Source organism: Klebsiella sp. I138, from assembly GCF_051131765.1.
GTDB lineage: Bacteria > Pseudomonadota > Gammaproteobacteria > Enterobacterales > Enterobacteriaceae > Klebsiella.
Map to the genome: position 1 here is coordinate 1,026,272 of NZ_CP180447.1, position 16,356 is coordinate 1,042,627.

The window sequence follows — 16,356 nt, forward strand, 5'->3', positions numbered from 1 at the left end:
TTCAATTAATCCTGATTTCATACGGCTAATGTTTTTGCCATCAGGTTGTAGAGTACGGTGACGTCTTCGGCATTTTTTATTTCATGGCGAAAATCCTCTTTCATTAGTTTTCTGGCCAGGGTGGAGAAATATTTCATGTGCGCGTTGGCGTCGGCGGATTGACTTACCGTCAGCATAAAGACGGTTTCGACCTGCTGATCGCCCCACATAATGGGCGTTTCCAACGTCGCCATACTGATGGTGGAGGTGTGGATATGTTCCGATTTGGTATGGGGAATGGCGAAGCCATAGCCCACAGCGGTGGAAAAGGCGTCTTCGCGCGCCCAGATATCATCGCTCAACCGTTCCCGGCTATCGGTGCGATGGTGTAGCCAGAGGTTATCAGTCATCTTTTGTATGACTTCATTTTTATCGTTGGCCTGTAGACCATAGAAAATAAACTCTGGTGTGATGATGGGCCTGTGGTCGACCGCTTTCACATCCGGGGAACGTAGGGCGGTCTTAATTTCAGCCGAACGTTTTAAGGCCACGATGTCCTGCGCCAGGCGTTGGCATTTGGCATAACTCAACTCGCGCAGGGCGTGTTTGACGCCGGGGATTGCGGCGCCGCTCATGCTGAGTTCATCGAAGCCCATACCGACGAAAAGGGGCAGAAAGTCTTTGTTGGCGCCCAGTTCCCCGCAGAGGCCAATCCATTTACCCGCACGATGGACCTCATCGGCAGCAAATTGCAGGGCGCGAAGAAATGCCGGAGCATGATTGTCGTAGACGCTCTCGACCTGGGTATTTCCCCGGTCGGCGGCGAAGAAATACTGGGTCAGATCGTTACTGCCGACGCTGAAGAAATCCGCGTGTTCGGCAATGTCGCTAATGGCGAAGATGACCGAGGGAATTTCCAGCATCACGCCGAGTGCAATCTCATCGTTAAACGCCAGTCCTTCCTCTCGCATCTCGCTTTTGACCTCATCGAGCACGGTGCGACACCAGATAACCTCATCGACGCTGGCAATCATTGGGATCATGATTTTTGCGTTGCCGTAAGCTGAAGCACTGAGGATCGCTTTCAGCTGCATGGCAAACAGGTCGCGGTAGCGCGGATAGGTGCGGACCGCCCGAAAACCAAGAAACGGATTTTCTTCTTCACCGATACTGAGATAATCGACCGGTTTATCACCGCCGATATCGAATGTGCGAAAGATGACTGGCCTGCCGTCGGCCAGGCGTATGACCTGGCCGTAGAGCGCCGCCAGCTCGGGATAATCCGGCGGCGTTTCACGATCCATAAATGACATTTCGGTGCGAAACAGGCCGATACCTTCAGCGCCCTGACGAAAGGCGGATTCCGCTTCTGCCAGACTGGCAATATTGGCGGCGATCTCAACGGGATGGTCGTCGAGAGTGAGGGCCGGTTCGTGGACTTCGGTCAGCATCTGCCGCTGCATGGTTTGCTGCACGGAGATTTCATTGCGGTAATAGCGCAGCACTTTTTCGTCCGGGTCGGTAATCAAAATCCCCGGATTGCCGTCGATGATGACGTTATTTTCCTCATCCAGCGCCAGCGTAGAAAAATCAATATCGGTGAGGGTTGGGATCCCCAGCGAACGCGCAAGAATGGCCGTATGGGACGTTTTTCCGGTCGCCGATAAGATCATGCCAGCCAGATACTCTTTATTCATACTGAGAAACTGACCGGGCGTCAGGCTGTCGGCCAGAATAATCGATGGTCGCGTTAATTCGAAACGATTTTGCGGCAGCACGCCTGCTCCGTAAATGGCCGTAAGCAGTTGTCCGGTAATATCGAGAACATCAAGGGTTCGCTCTTTTATATATTTACTTGATGAGCGGTTAAGTATATCGCAAAACTCCATTGCCGCTTTGATAACCGCTCCCCAGGCATTTTCACCATCGACAATTGCGTCGGAAATATGGCTTTGAAAGGTGACGTCGCTAATAATTGATAAATGTGCCTGGAGAATGTCATGTTCAACGCCTTTATTCATATCCAGCGCCGCCTGTTTATCATTTTTAAGCGTTTCTAAGCCGGCGAGGAAAATATGCTGTTGATGTTCAGCCTGGTCGTTCCCCCCGGGATTGCGTGCCAGCATTTCGCTCAATGACAGGCTCTGGATCCGCAGCGGTTTCGCAATGGCGACGCCACCGCTGATACGTGAACCCTGGATGAAGTTGAGTTGGGTTTCGCGCAGAGAACGCGGGAGATAGCCCGCAGGCGCGGCGTTATCGACGGGTTGGCTGACTTCATAAGAGGGCAGTTTTTTGAGCAGCGCACTGAGTTTACGCGCGGCATCAGGCGCATCCTTTCCGCTGAGCGTAATATCACAGACGTCATCGAACAGGGTATCGGTAGCGACAATGGCGAGGGCGCTTTTGCCATTACCCTGAATGCCGCTGCGTATATTTTTCCAGCACACCGCAGATTGAAAAGTATTACACAGCCGCTCGATATGTCCCGCAGGTCTGGCGTGAATACCCTCCTTCAGTTCACATTGATAGGTTATTGTCTCTGACATTATCGCTCCCGGTCATCTTATCGCAAAGGCTGATTAATTTTCAGAGCAGGTGTCGAACCTGCTGTTCATGTTTTATATCCTTCATCGTTCGCCTCTTCCTTTGAATAGAAAAAAAGTGACCTTTGCTCGAATAAAATAGCCGGATGGGTAATTTGTGATGGCTGTCATGAAATTAAGCGATAAATGGGGTTTGTTTCTGCGCTGAAAATATAGCAACGCCGTGTGACAAGGCTCACGCGTTTGATTAATCGTGAACGATGGTCACGTAATTACTATTAAAACAACTTTCTTCCTATTTAAGCGCCACCAATGAATGCAGTACAAAATAAAGCACACTCATTTTATTTCCGTGGTAGAAGCGATGCATTTTCGTGGAATATTGTTGGATTTAGACGGGACGCTGGTTAACTCGCTGGATTTCGTCGAGGCATCCTGGCGGGCATGGGCCGCTAAAAAGCAGCTGGATGCTAACGCGGTGTGTCATTTCCTGCATGGCAAACCGGCGATGGCGACGCTGCGCCATTTTCTGCCTGCGGCCAGTGAACAGACGATCGTTGAAGAATTACGCGCGCTGGAAGATTTCGAGGCGGCCCATCCCGAGGGCATTACCGCCGTTGCGGGCGCCGGAGAGTTTCTCCACCGGCTGGCGAGCCTGCAGGTACCCTGGGCCATTGTGACATCGGGGTCGCACAAGGTTGCAACCGCGCGAATCAACCATGTCGGCTTCCCCGAGCCGCCCGTGCTGGTAACCTGCGACGATATTTTTGAGGGTAAGCCCCATCCGGAACCCTTCCTCACCGGCGCCACCAGACTCGGCCTTTCTCCCGCCAGCTGTCTCGCATTTGAAGACTCAACTGCCGGCCTGCTGTCTGCCGTTCATGCCGGCTGCGTGACGATTGAAGTGCTGACCCGGCAGTCGGTGGTTCATGACATCGAGACCTGGCAAACCATCGAACACTACCTTGGCCTGAGCGTGATGCGAGAGGGCGAGGCTGATTTTTTTCTTAAGCTGTAGAGGGAGTTTGACATGCCATCACGAAAAAACCTGGCAAATGCCATCCGTATGCTGAGCGTTGATGCCGTACAGCAGGCAAATTCCGGCCACCCTGGCGCACCGATGGGGATGGCGGATATTGCCGAAGTTCTGTGGCGGGATTTTCTTAACCACAATCCCGCCAACCCGCGGTGGGTCAACCGCGACCGCTTTGTGCTTTCCAACGGCCACGGCTCGATGCTTATTTACAGCCTGCTGCATCTCACCGGCTATGACCTGCCTGTCGAAGAGCTGAAAAACTTTCGCCAGCTGCATGCGAAGACGCCGGGCCACCCGGAAGTGGGCTATACCCCTGGAGTGGAAACGACCACCGGGCCGCTGGGGCAGGGGATCGCTAATGCGGTCGGCATGGCGATTGCTGAGAAAACCCTTGCCGCGCAGTTTAACCGTCCAGGTCATGAGATTGTCGATCACTTCACCTATGTCTTTATGGGCGACGGCTGCATGATGGAGGGGATTTCACACGAAGTCTGTTCCCTGGCCGGGACGCTTAAGCTCGGCAAACTGATCGCGTTTTATGACGATAATGGCATTTCTATCGATGGTCATGTAGAAGGCTGGTTCACCGACGACACCGCCGCACGCTTTGAGGCCTATGGTTGGCACGTGGTGCGCAGCGTGGATGGCCACGATCCCGCGGCAGTTCACGCCGCTATTGAACAGGCAAAGTCAGTAGCGGCGAAGCCAACATTGATTATCTGCAAGACGGTGATTGGTATGGGCGCACCACATAAAGCCGGGACGCACGATGTACACGGTGCGCCGCTGGGCGAGGCCGAAGTGGCGGCGACGCGTGAGGCGCTTGGCTGGCCGTATCCGCCGTTTGTTATCCCTTCTGAAATCGCCGCGCAGTGGGATGCCCGGCAAGTCGGTCAGGCGAAAGAGGCCGCGTGGAACGACACATTTGCCGCCTACGCGAAAGCGTTCCCCGAACTGGCTCAAGAATATACCCGGCGGGTGAACGGGCAACTGCCCGCAGAGTTTACCAGTAAGGCGCAGGCATTTATCGATAGACTGCAGGCCAAACCGGCAAAAATCGCCAGCCGCAAAGCATCGCAGAATACGATTGAGGCCTTTGGACCGTGGCTGCCTGAGTTTCTCGGCGGTTCTGCCGACCTCGCGCCGTCAAATCTGACGCTGTGGTCAGGTTCCTGCTCAATTGTTGACGATCCCGCGGGGAACTATATCCACTACGGAGTGCGTGAATTTGGCATGACCGCCATCGCCAACGGGATAGCCCTGCACGGCGGGTTCCTGCCGTATACCTCGACCTTCCTGATGTTCGTGGAGTACGCCCGCAACGCGGTCAGAATGGCGGCGCTGATGAAGCAACGACAGGTGATGGTCTATACCCATGACTCGATAGGCCTGGGTGAAGATGGCCCGACCCACCAGCCGGTGGAACAGATAGCCTCTTTACGCCTGACGCCAAATCTCAGCACCTGGCGGCCGTGTGATCAGGTGGAGTCTGCGGTAGCGTGGAAGTTTGGCGTTGAACGTCAGGAGGGGCCGACCGCCCTGATTCTCTCCCGACAAAACCTCACCCAGCAGGAGCGAACCTGGCAACAGGTGCAGGACATTGCCCGCGGTGGCTATGTTCTGAAGGCGTGCAGCGGGCAGCCGCAGTTGATTCTTATTGCCACAGGCTCGGAGGTTGAACTGGCCGTTGCGGCGTGGGCGACGCTCACCGCGCAAGGCGTCCGCGTAAGGGTTGTCTCGATGCCATCCACGGATACCTTTGACAAACAGGAGGCGGCGTATCGTGACGCCGTGCTGCCGAAGGTTGTCACCGCGCGTGTAGCGATTGAGGCCGGTATTACCGACTACTGGTACAAATACGTTGGCCTCAACGGCGCAATTATCGGCATGCGGAGCTACGGCGAATCCGCCCCGGCGGAGGAGCTTTATCAGGCGTTTGGCATCACCGTTGAGGCGGTCTTGCAGCAGGCAACAGCGCTACTGGCATAACATTCACGGCCCCTTGATCTGTTGAGGGGCCGCATTTCATTCAGGGGAGATAACATGTATCCCGTTGACCTTCATATGCATACCCTGGCCAGCACTCACGCCTACAGCACGGTCCATGATTATATTGCCGCCGCGGTGCGAAACCATATCCGGCTTATTGCTATCACCGATCATGGCCCGGAGATGGTTGATGCGCCGCATCCGTTTCATTTTAGTCATTTACGTATTTTGCCGCGTATCGTCGAAGGCGTGGGGATCTTGCGCGGGATTGAAGCCAATATTAAACCCGGCGGTGAGACCGATTGCAGCGACAAAATGCGCGCCTCGTTGGATCTGGTTATCGCCGGATTCCATAAGCAGGTGTTTGCACCGGCGGATATCACGACCCATACCGATGCGCTGATTGCGGTCATAGAGAGTGGGAAGGTGCATATCATCAGTCACCCGGGCAACCCGGAATACCCGATTGATATCCCGGCGGTAGTCGCCGCCGCCAAAGCCTGTCATGTGGCGCTGGAGGTGAATAACGCCTCTTTTGTGCATTCACGCAAAGGCAGTGAAGCAAACTGCCGCAAAATCGTCGCCGCCGTCGCCGAAAGCGGTGGGCTACTCGCCTTAGGCAGCGATGCGCATAGCGCTTTTTCGTTGGGTGATTTTAGCGCCTGTCAGGTTCTGCTTGATGAAGTCGGTTTTCCTGCCTCAAGGATTCTGAACCACTCGCCAGGACAGGTTCTGGCGTTTCTTGAGGATCATGGCGGGGGAAGAATCCCCGGCCTTGAGGCGCTGTGGACGTGAAAAAAGTGGCTCCCGGTAGCACTACACCTGCCGGGGACTAGCTGACACAACCTACAGGTCGATAATATTGCCTCTCGGCAGATTCAGCGACTTGCGGATCGCGGCGATAACCTCCGTCGGCTTTAACAGCAGCGAATTGATGCACACATTCAGGATCCGGCAGCCCTCGAAGCGCGAGGGATTATCGATAGTAATATCAGACGCGATGATGGCGAGTTCTGATGTAAAAATGTCTTTGTCGGTTATCTGATTCTTCAGCCCAAGTACGCCCTGGGTCTCTATTTTTATGGCGAAATGGTACTGCCGGGCCAGTTTTTCCAGCTGCTCAGCGGCCATGTAGGTGTGGGCTACGCCGGTTGCGCAGGCGGTTACCGCCACGATATGGAGATTCCGTTCGCTGGAGAAGGGCTGAATATCATCTTTTCCTGCACGGGTTGTCATAAACTTGCTCCCTTATTTTTGCGCCGGTACTCAAGCGGCGTACAGTCATTGATATCTCGAAATACCTTGCAGAAATAGTTGGTATCAGTAAAACCGCACTTCTCTGAAACCTCATTTATTTTCAGATTGGTATTTGTTAGCAACGCTTTGGAATGTGAGATGCGGGCTAACTTCAGATACTCGTTAAATTTCACGTCTGACTCCTTCGAAAACAGACGTGACAGATAGCCTGGCGAGATATTAAAGGTCGCGGCAACGCTTTCCCGACTAATATCCGTGTGGTAGCGGCTATCAATATGGCTTTTTATTTCATCGAGCAGAGAAACGGGTCCTCGGCGGTTATTCAGACCATCGGTTATCTGATGCAGCAGGTCGTTGATGAGCACATAGACGATATGGGCAAAGGTTTCGCCGGTGTTATCCTGTGCCCACGCCAGCGACTCGGCCAGCTCAAGGAGACGATCGCGAACGGTGCTGCTGGAGTTTTGCAGATTATACTTTTCCACCTCTTTAAACTGGGCGCCGTCCCAGTTGCTGATGCTAAACCCCACGTCCTGCTTCCAGAACACGACCGACATGCAGATAACCGGGCTTTCCCACTGCGGGGAGTTCCAGCTATTGGCCGGAATATAGGTAATCGTGCCGACCGGGCGTTCATATTTGACGATTCGGTCTGCGCCTTTTGGCAACAGCATACTCAGCGAGCCTTTCACCGTCAGCTCAATACGCGGAACGTGCAGATGGTAGGCCATCGCCGGAGCCTGGGCGCTGCCGTTGGCCACCAGCACGCTCTCATTCGCCGTCCCCTGGGTACTGAATTCGCTGAGAATAGATTGAATAAAGGTGCCCATATTATGCCTGCGGTTTGATAACGGTCTTTAAGACCTTGACCGCCACGGCGGTGGTAACGGTCCCGGCTAACACAGAAACGATATAGCCAAAATGATTACTGACTACCGGTAAAACAATGAGCCCGCCCCAGGGGGCGGCATTGGTTGCGCCAAACCACAGCGACAGAATGGCCGCCACGGCACTGCCGAGCATAATTGCCGGGATCACCCGCACCGGGTCGGCTGCGGCAAAAGGGATGGCGCCTTCAGTAATCCCCATAAAGCCCATAATCACGGCAGGCTTTCCCGCTTCCCGTTCAACATCATTAAAGATGCCTTTAAATAAGAACGTTGCCAGCGCCAGCCCGAGCGGCGGCGTGCAGTCTGCAGCGGCGACTGCCGCCATCAGCTGCGGGTTGGTGGATATCAGGGCCACGGCAAAGAAAAAGGCGGTTTTGTTCATCGGCCCGCCCATATCGACGGCGATCATGCAGCCCAACACGCCGCCGAGAAGAATAAACGAGGCGCCCTGCATATTGCCCAGCCAGACGCTAAGCCACTTCATTACGCCGGCGATGGGGTCGCCAATAATGTAGTACACCGCCATACCGGTGAGGAATGTCCCCACGAGCGGGATAATAAATATCGGCAATACCATCCGCAAAAAGTGGGGAATGTTGAGTCGGGCGATCGCATTGAGCAGAATAGTAACCACCAGTCCGGCAATAATGCCCGACAGCATGCCGCCTAAAAAGCCGGCGCCCATCTGGTACGCCATCAACCCGCCGATTGCACCCGGTGCGATGCCCGGCTTATCGACCATCGAATAGGCGATAAATCCCGACAGGATCGGGATAAACAGCGTGAGCCCGGCCACACCAATTTGTGACATGGCCTTGAGAAAACCGTGGTCCGGTACGGCGGCTTCGCCATTAAACATCACCGCCAGCGCCAGCAAAACGCCGCCTGCGACGACAAACGGGATCATGTACGAGACGCCGGTCATAAAATGCCGTTTAGTATTTTTTAAGAGTTTTAACATGCCAGCCTCATAACGGGTTTGATGCTTAAAAATCCAGCGTTCCGGATATCAGGTTGTAGAGCGCTTTCGGACTTTTGGCCTCTTTGATTCGGATGACAAATTCATCATTCATCAGCATCCGCGCGAGGGTCGAGAAGTACTTCATATGCGCGTTATCCTTCGCGGATTTGCCGATAGTTAGCATAAACAGGGTATCCACCATGACGCCGCCCCAGGCGATAGGCTGGCGCAGCGTCGCAATGCTGACGGTGGAATCCTGGACGGCGTCCGTTTGGGCATGAGGGATGGCAAAGCCGGAGCCTACCACGGTGGGAAACGGCACTTCCCGGGCCCAGATATCGTTGCACAACTTGTCCCGCGCCTCGGTACGCTGATGAAGCCACAGGTTGTCGACCAGCATTTTGATCGCTTCATTTTTGTCAGCAGCATCGATGTCCCACAAAATCATTTCCGGCGACAGGAGGGGTTTTGGGGCGGCCACGCCGCCGGACATTTGCAGCGCCGTATAAACCTCTGCCGCGCGCTGGCTGCGGCAAAGCGACTGTGCAAGCGTCTGGCAATCGGTGTAATTTGCCTTTTGCAGAGCCTGCTTTACCGCCGGAATCGCCGGGCCGTTCATGCTCAGTTCATCGAACCCGAGGCCGATGAGCAGGGGAAGCCGCAGCGCGTCGGCGGCCAGCTCACCGCACAGGCCGATTGGTTTACCGGCCCGATGCGCCTCGTCTACCGCCAGGCGCAGAGCGCGCAAAAAAGAGGGTGCCAGGCCGTCATCGGGTACTTTTACCGCAGCGTTCCCGCGATCGGTGGCAAAGAAATACTGGGTCAGATCGTTGCTGCCCAGACTAAAGAAGTCGGCATATTCGGCCATGTCCGCGATGGCAAACAGCACCGAGGGAACTTCGAGCATTATCCCGAGCTCGATATGCTCATCGAACGCCAGTTGTTCGCGGCGCATCTCCTGTTTAACGGACTCAAGCACTTCCCGGCACCAGATAAGTTCTTCGGTTCGCGCGATCATCGGTAGCATAATTTTGGCGTTTCCTGCTGCCGACGCGTGCAGAATTGCTTTAAGCTGCCGGGCAAAAAGCGGGCGGTGCAGCGGGTAGTTCCGCACACCGCGCAGGCCGAGAAACGGATTCGCTTCCCTGCTACCACTGAGGTATTCCACCGGTTTATCGCCGCCGATATCGAAGGTGCGAAAAATAACCGCTTTGCCGGCTGCCAGAGTAACCACCTGAGTATAGAGATCGGCCAGTTCCTCGTAGGCGGGCGGTGCTTCGCGCCCCATCAAAGTTATCTCGGTACGGAATAAACCAATCCCTTGTGCACCGTTGTCAAAAGCGGCCTGCGCTTCCGCCAGGCTGGCAATATTCGCGGCAATGTGCACCCGGTGGCCATCGTTGGTTTCCGCCGCTGCCAACATGCTTTCCTGCAACCGCTGCTGCATGGCACGCTGCACGGCAATTTCGTGCCGGTAATAGCGCAGGATCCTTTCGTCCGGGGCAACGATCAGAATGCCCGGCTCGCCGTCGATAACCACCTGCTGGTCAGGAGCCAGGGTCAGCGCCGAAATATCGATATCGGCCAGGGTCGGCACACCCAGAGAGCGAGCCAGGATTGCGGTGTGCGATGTTTTCCCCGTCGCTGAGAGCACCAGGCCCGCCAGATGGCTTCTGTCGAGCGCCAGAAACTGGCTGGGCGTCAACGTGCTGGCAAAGACAATGGTCGGTTCACTCAGCGTGAGCGGCGAATGTGCCAGCGCCTGTTCGCCATAGAGCGTGCGCAGGAACTGGGTGGCGATATCGAGGATATCCAGCGTTCGCTCCTGAAGATAGTGGCTGGACGTACGCTCGAGTTCACGGCAAAAATCAACTGCCGAATGGATGACGGCGGACCAGGCATTCATCGAGTTGCTCAGATATTCGATAGCCTTATCCTGAAATGCCATGTCGGTCATTAATGTGAGATGGGCTTCTATCAGATCGTGTTCAATGCCCTGGGTGTGCCGAAGGGCGCGATTTTTTTCCTTACGCAGCGCCTCAAAGCCGGCGAGAAGCCGGGCTTTTTCGTTGGCAAAACCCGCGAAATGACCGGGATTACACGCGATAAGGTCGGCAAAAGTGAGGCCCGGCATCACCCGCGGCACCGCGATGGCGGCACCTTTATTGATGCGGGTTCCCTGAATGACCTGCGGATGAAGTTCCATCAGGCAGCGGGGAAGGTCGCCCTGTGTGGTTTCGGTTTCCGGCGTCAGGCGAAAGGCCGGTAGTTCAGCAAGCAGCCCGCGCAACTGCGCGGCGGCATGTTGTTCATCATCTCCGCTGAGGGTGATGCGGCATTCGTCATGAAGTAACGTATCGGTGGCTACCAGAGAGAGGGCGCTTTTGGCATTTGCGTGTAGATGCGTGCGGGTATTTTCCCAGTCAATGGCGGCCTGGAACAGGTTACATAAGCGCGCAATATACCCCGCTGGCCTGGCGTGGATCCCTTCATTAAGCTCGCATACATAGGTAATGATCGCCGCCATGTCGACTCCTGGATACTGTCGTGCACGAAAATGTCGTGCATTAGCCCGCTATCTTTCCCTGTTCACGTAAGCGATGACATAGTAAAAAAGTTACCTTTACTTAAAAATAGTGACCTGATTGTGATTTTGTGACTATTGTCATATTTATGAGCCCGGAGATAACGACTTAGCTGTTTGATTTAACGTCGTTTTATCTTTCTCACGTTTACCCATAAGTTTGCGATGTAGGTCACAAAATTTAAGCTACAGGCGAGGTCGCAGGAGAGGGCGTTTTCAGAAGGGTGCCCGGCTACCGCCGCTCAATACGGCCCAAATGGCCATCAAAAGAGATTGCGCCATTTTATTACCCTTTCATCAACGTTATTAATGTCGGGAATTACCCGGTGAACTTCATCTTTTCTTAATATTCCTCGCCGCCGGTGCTTATCTCGATACGGCTGTTTCTCACTCTTCATTTATTTAAATTAACCCAGCGTCACAAAAGCCGGAAAAAAACAAACCCCGTCGTTGCAACGCCCTGATGTCTCACTATATGTTAAATTTGTGTTTAATAAATGATAATTAAGGGTTGGTTTTATGTATAGGAAAATTGGTGGTTTAGTGGTTTCACTGACGACAGTCTTCTCCTGTTCTGTGCTGGCAGAATTACCTCAGGGTTACCCGGCTGATTATCAAAAAGTGGTTGATGCCGGGGTGAAAGAGGGCAGCGTTGTCATCTATTCAACGACGGATACTAAAGCCGCCGGCCCGTTAATTAAAGGGTTTGAGGCGCAGTACCCCGGGATAAAAGTTGAATATAACGATATGAACAGTACTGAACTCTATAACCGCTATATCAGCGAGCAGGCCGCGGGTGGCGGCAGCGGTGATGTGGTCTGGAGTTCGTCGATGGACACGGCGCTAAAACTCGCGACGGATTATGCCGAGAAATACGCCTCACCTGAACTGAGCAAGCTGCCAAAATGGGCCGTCTGGCAGCAAAAAGCCTACGGCACAACCTACGAGCCGGTGGTCTTTATCTATAATAAACGTCTGATTCCGCAGGGCGATGTTCCGGACTCTCATACCGCGCTGGCAAAACTGGTCGCCGCCCAGGCGGAGAAATTCAAAGGCAAAGTCACCACCTACGATATCGAGAAATCCGGGCTGGGCTTTATGCTGGCGGTGCAGGACAGTAAAGCTGACGCCAACTATTTCGCCGATCTGGCGGGGATGGCGAAAGGCGGCCTGACCGTGCAGTCCTCGACCGGCACGATGATGGAGAGAGTCTCCTCGGGTGAAAACCTGCTGGGCTATAACATTCTCGGCTCCTACGCAGAAGCGCGGGCGAAAACCGACTCATCATTAGGGATTTCATACCCGAAAGATTATGTGCTGGTATTGTCGCGGGTCTCATTTATTACTCAGGAGTCCGCACATCCGAACGCCGCCAAACTGTGGTTCGATTATGTTCTGTCGGAAAAAGGCCAGGGTATTCTGGCTAATCAGGCCGATATTCCGTCTATTCGCAACGATATTGAAGGTAAAAATGATATCGACGGAATGACTAAAATGCTGGGGAGCGCGCTGAAGCCGATTCCGGTCGACGAAACGTTACTGGAATATCTGGAGCCGCAAAAACGTCTGCAATTTATTAAACAATGGCGTACCGCCGCCGCAAAATAATGTCTGTCAGGCTGTGCATCATCGATTGCACAGCCTTTTTCGTGCCGGGGCAGCCCGGTTTTCAACACCCGTCTGGTTTGTACTCCGCGCCTGACCAAAGGGATGACCTATGAATGTATTACGCAGAAAGTGGCAGGGGCTGCCGCGCGGCATCGTGGTACTGATAACGGCATTAGTGATTTATATTCCGCTGTTATTTATCGTGGTGCAGAGCTTTCTCTCCGCCCCTTTTTTCGCCCGCAGCAAAGAATTAAGCCTGGGGGCCTTCGAATTTATTTTTACCGACCCCGACTTTTATCTTGCGCTAAAGTCCGGTTTTATTCTGGCATTTGGTCTGGTGCTGATTGCAATACCACTCGGTGGGATCCTCGCATTCCTGATGGTGCGTACCGATTTACCCGGCCGCCGGTTTATTGAACCGCTGATCCTGGTCCCCATTTTTGTCTCGCCGATGGTGCTGGCCTTTGGCTATGTGGTGGCGGCAGGACCGGTTGGCTTTTTCTCGCAATGGGCCGAGCAGCTGCTGGGATTTGTGCCGTGGAATATCTACTCCATGTTCAGCATCGTGGTGATTGCCGGGCTGACGCACGTCCCGCATGCCTATCTCTATATCTCGTCCGCGCTGCGCAGCGTCGGTTCGGACGTGGAAGAGGCAGCGCGAACGGTAGGGGCTTCTCCGCTGCAGGTGATGACGTCGGTCAGCCTGCCGATGGTCCGCCCGTCGATTCTCTACGCCTGCGTACTGCTGTTCTTCCTCGGTCTGGAAGTGTTTGGTTTGATGCTGGTGCTCGGAGACCCGGAGGGCAACATGGTGCTGGCCACCTATTTGTATAAGCTCACCAACAAGCTCGGCACGCCGTCTTATCATCTGATGGCGGCGGTGGCGGTGGTGCTTATCTGTATCACCATTCCGCTGGTCATGTTACAGCGGCGTCTGATGCGCACGGCGAACCGGTTTGTCACCATGAAGGGTAAAGCATCGCAGGCGCGAGCGCTGCCGCTTGGCAAGTGGCGCTGGGTCGCAGGTGCGGTGGTCGTCTTCTGGCTAACCGTGACCATTGGCGTCCCGTTAATTGGCGTGGCAATTCGGGCGTTTATCTCTAACTGGGGCGTGGGGGTTTCTCTTTGGGATGAGCTGTCGCTGGCCACCTTCCGCAATATCTGGCAGCAGCCGAATTTGCTACGTGCCATCGTCAACTCTATGGCCATCGGCATTTTTGGCGGTGCGCTGGCGGTGATCTGCTATCTGTTTGTCGGCATAGCAATGCACCGCAAACCGGATAATGTGACGCGCTTTCTTGATTACAGCGTGCTGGTTCCACGTGCGGTGCCGGGCCTGCTGGCCGGGCTGGCGTTCTTGTGGGTGTTTTTGTTCCTGCCGATGTGGCTGGATCAGTCGCTGAAAAACGGCTGGCTTTCGGCCCTGCCGGTGGCAGACTGGCTGCGCGAACATCTGATTGTCCAGCTGCGGGCGCTACGGAATACCATTTTCAGCGTCTGGCTGGCTTACACCGTGGTGTGGATGGCTTACGGGCTGCGGCTGATCTCCTCAACACTGCTCCAGGTGGCACCGGAGCTTGAAGAAGCCGCTCGCAGCAACGGTGCATCGCGTGGTCAGGTGACCCGCCACGTCACGGTGCCGCTGTCACGCTATGGCCTGATTGGCTCCTGGCTGCTGATGTTTCTTATCTTTGAGCGTGAGTATTCCACCGGCGTCTATCTGCTGTCGCCGGGGACGGAGACGATTGGTTCGATGCTGGTCTCGCTGTGGGCTGCGGGAGCCATTGATATTGTCGCCGCGCTCTCGTTTATCAATATCCTGCTGGTGGTGGTCGGGCTGGGTATCGCCCTGCGCTTTGGAGTGAAATTACATGATTGAATTATCGGTAGAAAACCTGCATCTGACCTATGGCGACAACCCGGTGTTGAAAGGGGTGTCGATGGAGCTAAAGCGCGGGGAAGTGGTGTCATTGCTGGGGCCGTCGGGAAGTGGCAAAACCACCTTGCTGCGTGCCGTTGCCGGGCTGGAGAAACCCACCGGCGGGCGGATTACTATTGGTAAACATCAGGTCTATGATGGCAATCCGCGCAGCGAAATTCCGGCGGAGGAGCGCAATCTGGGGCTGGTGTTTCAGTCCTACGCTCTGTGGCCGCACAAAACGGTATTCGAGAACGTGGCTTACCCGCTCCGGCTGCGAAAGGTCGCTGCTGGCGAGATGAAACAGCGGGTGCAGGCGGTGCTCGATCAGCTGGGACTGGGGCACCTGGGCAACCGGCATCCGCATCAGCTATCGGGCGGGCAGCAGCAGCGCGTGGCGATTGGCCGGGCGCTGGTCTACAACCCGCCGGTTATCCTGCTTGATGAACCGCTGTCGAACCTTGATGCCAAGCTACGAGAAGAGGCGCGGGTGTTTCTGCGCGAGCTGATTATCAAGCTGGGGCTGTCGGCGCTGATGGTCACTCACGATCAGAACGAAGCGATGGCGATATCCGATCGCATCCTGCTGTTGAACAATGGTGTGATTGAACAGCAGGGGACGCCACAGGAGATGTACGGTAATCCGGCGACGCTGTTTGCCGCCGAATTTATGGGTAGCAATAATCGCCTGCACGGCAAGATTACCGACGTTGTCGATGGCCGGGCGCGGATTGAGGGGGCGAGCTGGGCGCTGTGGGGGATGGCCGATGGCCGGGTCAGCGTTGGCCAGCAGGCGACGGCCGTGATCCGCGTTGAGCGCCTGCGGCTGGGCTCTACGCCGCAGGATAATATGCTGGAGCTTCCGCTATTGACCAGCATGTATCTCGGCGACCGCTGGGAATATCTGTTTCGTACTCAGGGCGATGATTTCGCCATTCGCGCGTACGGTACATCCCTGCGTGATGCGCAGCATTGTCATCTTTCGTTCCCGGCCAACGACCTGTGGATTTTCCCACACGCCTGAGGCCTGGCGGGCTGGCCGGGCGGTGGGGCAGATGATGCCGCCCGGTTAATTAAACGATCACTGCTGGCCTTTTGAAAATATCACGTCGAGAAATAATCTCGTCACGTTAATAATGTATTGCGTCTATTTTCAGCGTACCGATGAATTATTCTTCACCTGTTTCATTCGCCGCCGCCGCGCACGGAATAATACCCGCGTGGAATATAGTTAATATCCGTTATTGACTAATTTAACCGCTCGAATTGTTTAATTTTTACGGAATCTTACGTTTGCACCCGGCCTGGCAGGCATGTACCATAAACAAAAAATAACATTTGTGATACATGTCACTCTTTTTGCGGCAATGGTCAGACCCATACCGGCACTGATTCCAGCCATACCGCTGCCTTGTGGATATTTAATAAACGTTCTCATTATCAAATGAACGGGGGTATTTTCCCTTTTTTCATTCCGGTTGATGAGAATCGACTAATATCCAAACGATAACTCTATAAACACCATCGCCAGTGGCGATTTATTTTTTTGTACGACTTTATGGCACTGAGCCAGCAGGTCCGCTAAAAC

11 protein-coding genes are annotated in these 16,356 nt (G+C 54.6%); 6 read left to right on the plus strand and 5 right to left on the minus strand.

Annotated elements, in window-relative coordinates; genetic code table 11:
- Positions 1-17 precede the first annotated feature (17 nt).
- Positions 18-2,528, minus strand: coding sequence for a phosphoenolpyruvate--protein phosphotransferase (gene ptsP / locus ACMYSK_RS04720; RefSeq protein ID WP_434640613.1), 2,511 nt, complete (start codon positions 2,526-2,528; stop codon positions 18-20).
- A gap of 382 nt (positions 2,529-2,910) precedes the next feature.
- Between ptsP (ACMYSK_RS04720) and ACMYSK_RS04725 the strand changes: the two genes are divergently transcribed.
- From ACMYSK_RS04725 to ACMYSK_RS04735, 3 genes are read left to right on the plus strand one after another with little or no spacing between them, the layout of a single operon-like run.
- Positions 2,911-3,543, plus strand: coding sequence for an HAD-IA family hydrolase (locus ACMYSK_RS04725; protein ID WP_434640614.1), 633 nt, complete (start codon positions 2,911-2,913; stop codon positions 3,541-3,543).
- A gap of 12 nt (positions 3,544-3,555) precedes the next feature.
- The gene (gene tkt, locus ACMYSK_RS04730; protein WP_434640616.1) at positions 3,556-5,550 is read left to right on the plus strand and encodes a transketolase; all 1,995 of its coding nucleotides are present in this window, start codon (positions 3,556-3,558) and stop codon (positions 5,548-5,550) included.
- 54 nt (positions 5,551-5,604) lie between these two features.
- Positions 5,605-6,345 carry a phosphatase gene (locus ACMYSK_RS04735; RefSeq protein ID WP_434640618.1) on the plus strand — a complete coding sequence of 247 codons (741 nt, stop codon included), beginning with the start codon at positions 5,605-5,607 and terminating at the stop codon, positions 6,343-6,345.
- 51 nt (positions 6,346-6,396) lie between these two features.
- On the opposite strand, the gene ACMYSK_RS04740 is transcribed toward ACMYSK_RS04735, so the two are convergent.
- From ACMYSK_RS04740 to ptsP (ACMYSK_RS04755), 4 genes are read right to left on the minus strand one after another with little or no spacing between them, the layout of a single operon-like run.
- Complete coding sequence (locus ACMYSK_RS04740) at positions 6,397-6,786, minus strand: fructose PTS transporter subunit IIB (RefSeq protein ID WP_434640620.1); 390 nt, start codon at positions 6,784-6,786, stop codon at positions 6,397-6,399.
- Positions 6,783-7,637 (minus strand): helix-turn-helix transcriptional regulator, encoded by an 855-nt coding sequence (locus ACMYSK_RS04745; RefSeq protein ID WP_434640621.1) that lies wholly within the window; start codon positions 7,635-7,637, stop codon positions 6,783-6,785. Before ACMYSK_RS04745 ends, ACMYSK_RS04740 begins: the two co-directional genes overlap by 4 nt.
- A gap of 1 nt (position 7,638) precedes the next feature.
- Positions 7,639-8,658 (minus strand): PTS fructose transporter subunit IIC, encoded by a 1,020-nt coding sequence (locus tag ACMYSK_RS04750; protein ID WP_434640623.1) that lies wholly within the window; start codon positions 8,656-8,658, stop codon positions 7,639-7,641.
- A 25-nt stretch (positions 8,659-8,683) separates the two neighbouring features.
- Positions 8,684-11,185, minus strand: a complete 2,502-nt coding sequence (gene ptsP, locus ACMYSK_RS04755) for a phosphoenolpyruvate--protein phosphotransferase (protein WP_434640624.1) — start codon at positions 11,183-11,185, stop codon at positions 8,684-8,686.
- 576 nt (positions 11,186-11,761) lie between these two features.
- Between ptsP (ACMYSK_RS04755) and ACMYSK_RS04760 the strand changes: the two genes are divergently transcribed.
- The 3 genes from ACMYSK_RS04760 to ACMYSK_RS04770 all read left to right on the plus strand — a co-directional run bounded on the left by ACMYSK_RS04760 (position 11,762) and on the right by ACMYSK_RS04770 (position 15,792).
- Positions 11,762-12,850, plus strand: a complete 1,089-nt coding sequence (locus ACMYSK_RS04760) for an ABC transporter substrate-binding protein (protein WP_434640626.1) — start codon at positions 11,762-11,764, stop codon at positions 12,848-12,850.
- 109 nt (positions 12,851-12,959) lie between these two features.
- Positions 12,960-14,729 (plus strand): ABC transporter permease, encoded by a 1,770-nt coding sequence (locus tag ACMYSK_RS04765; RefSeq protein WP_434640628.1) that lies wholly within the window; start codon positions 12,960-12,962, stop codon positions 14,727-14,729.
- Positions 14,722-15,792: an ABC transporter ATP-binding protein gene (locus ACMYSK_RS04770; protein WP_434640630.1), complete on the plus strand. Its 1,071-nt coding sequence runs from the start codon at positions 14,722-14,724 to the stop codon at positions 15,790-15,792. Before ACMYSK_RS04765 ends, ACMYSK_RS04770 begins: the two co-directional genes overlap by 8 nt.
- Positions 15,793-16,356 lie beyond the last annotated feature (564 nt).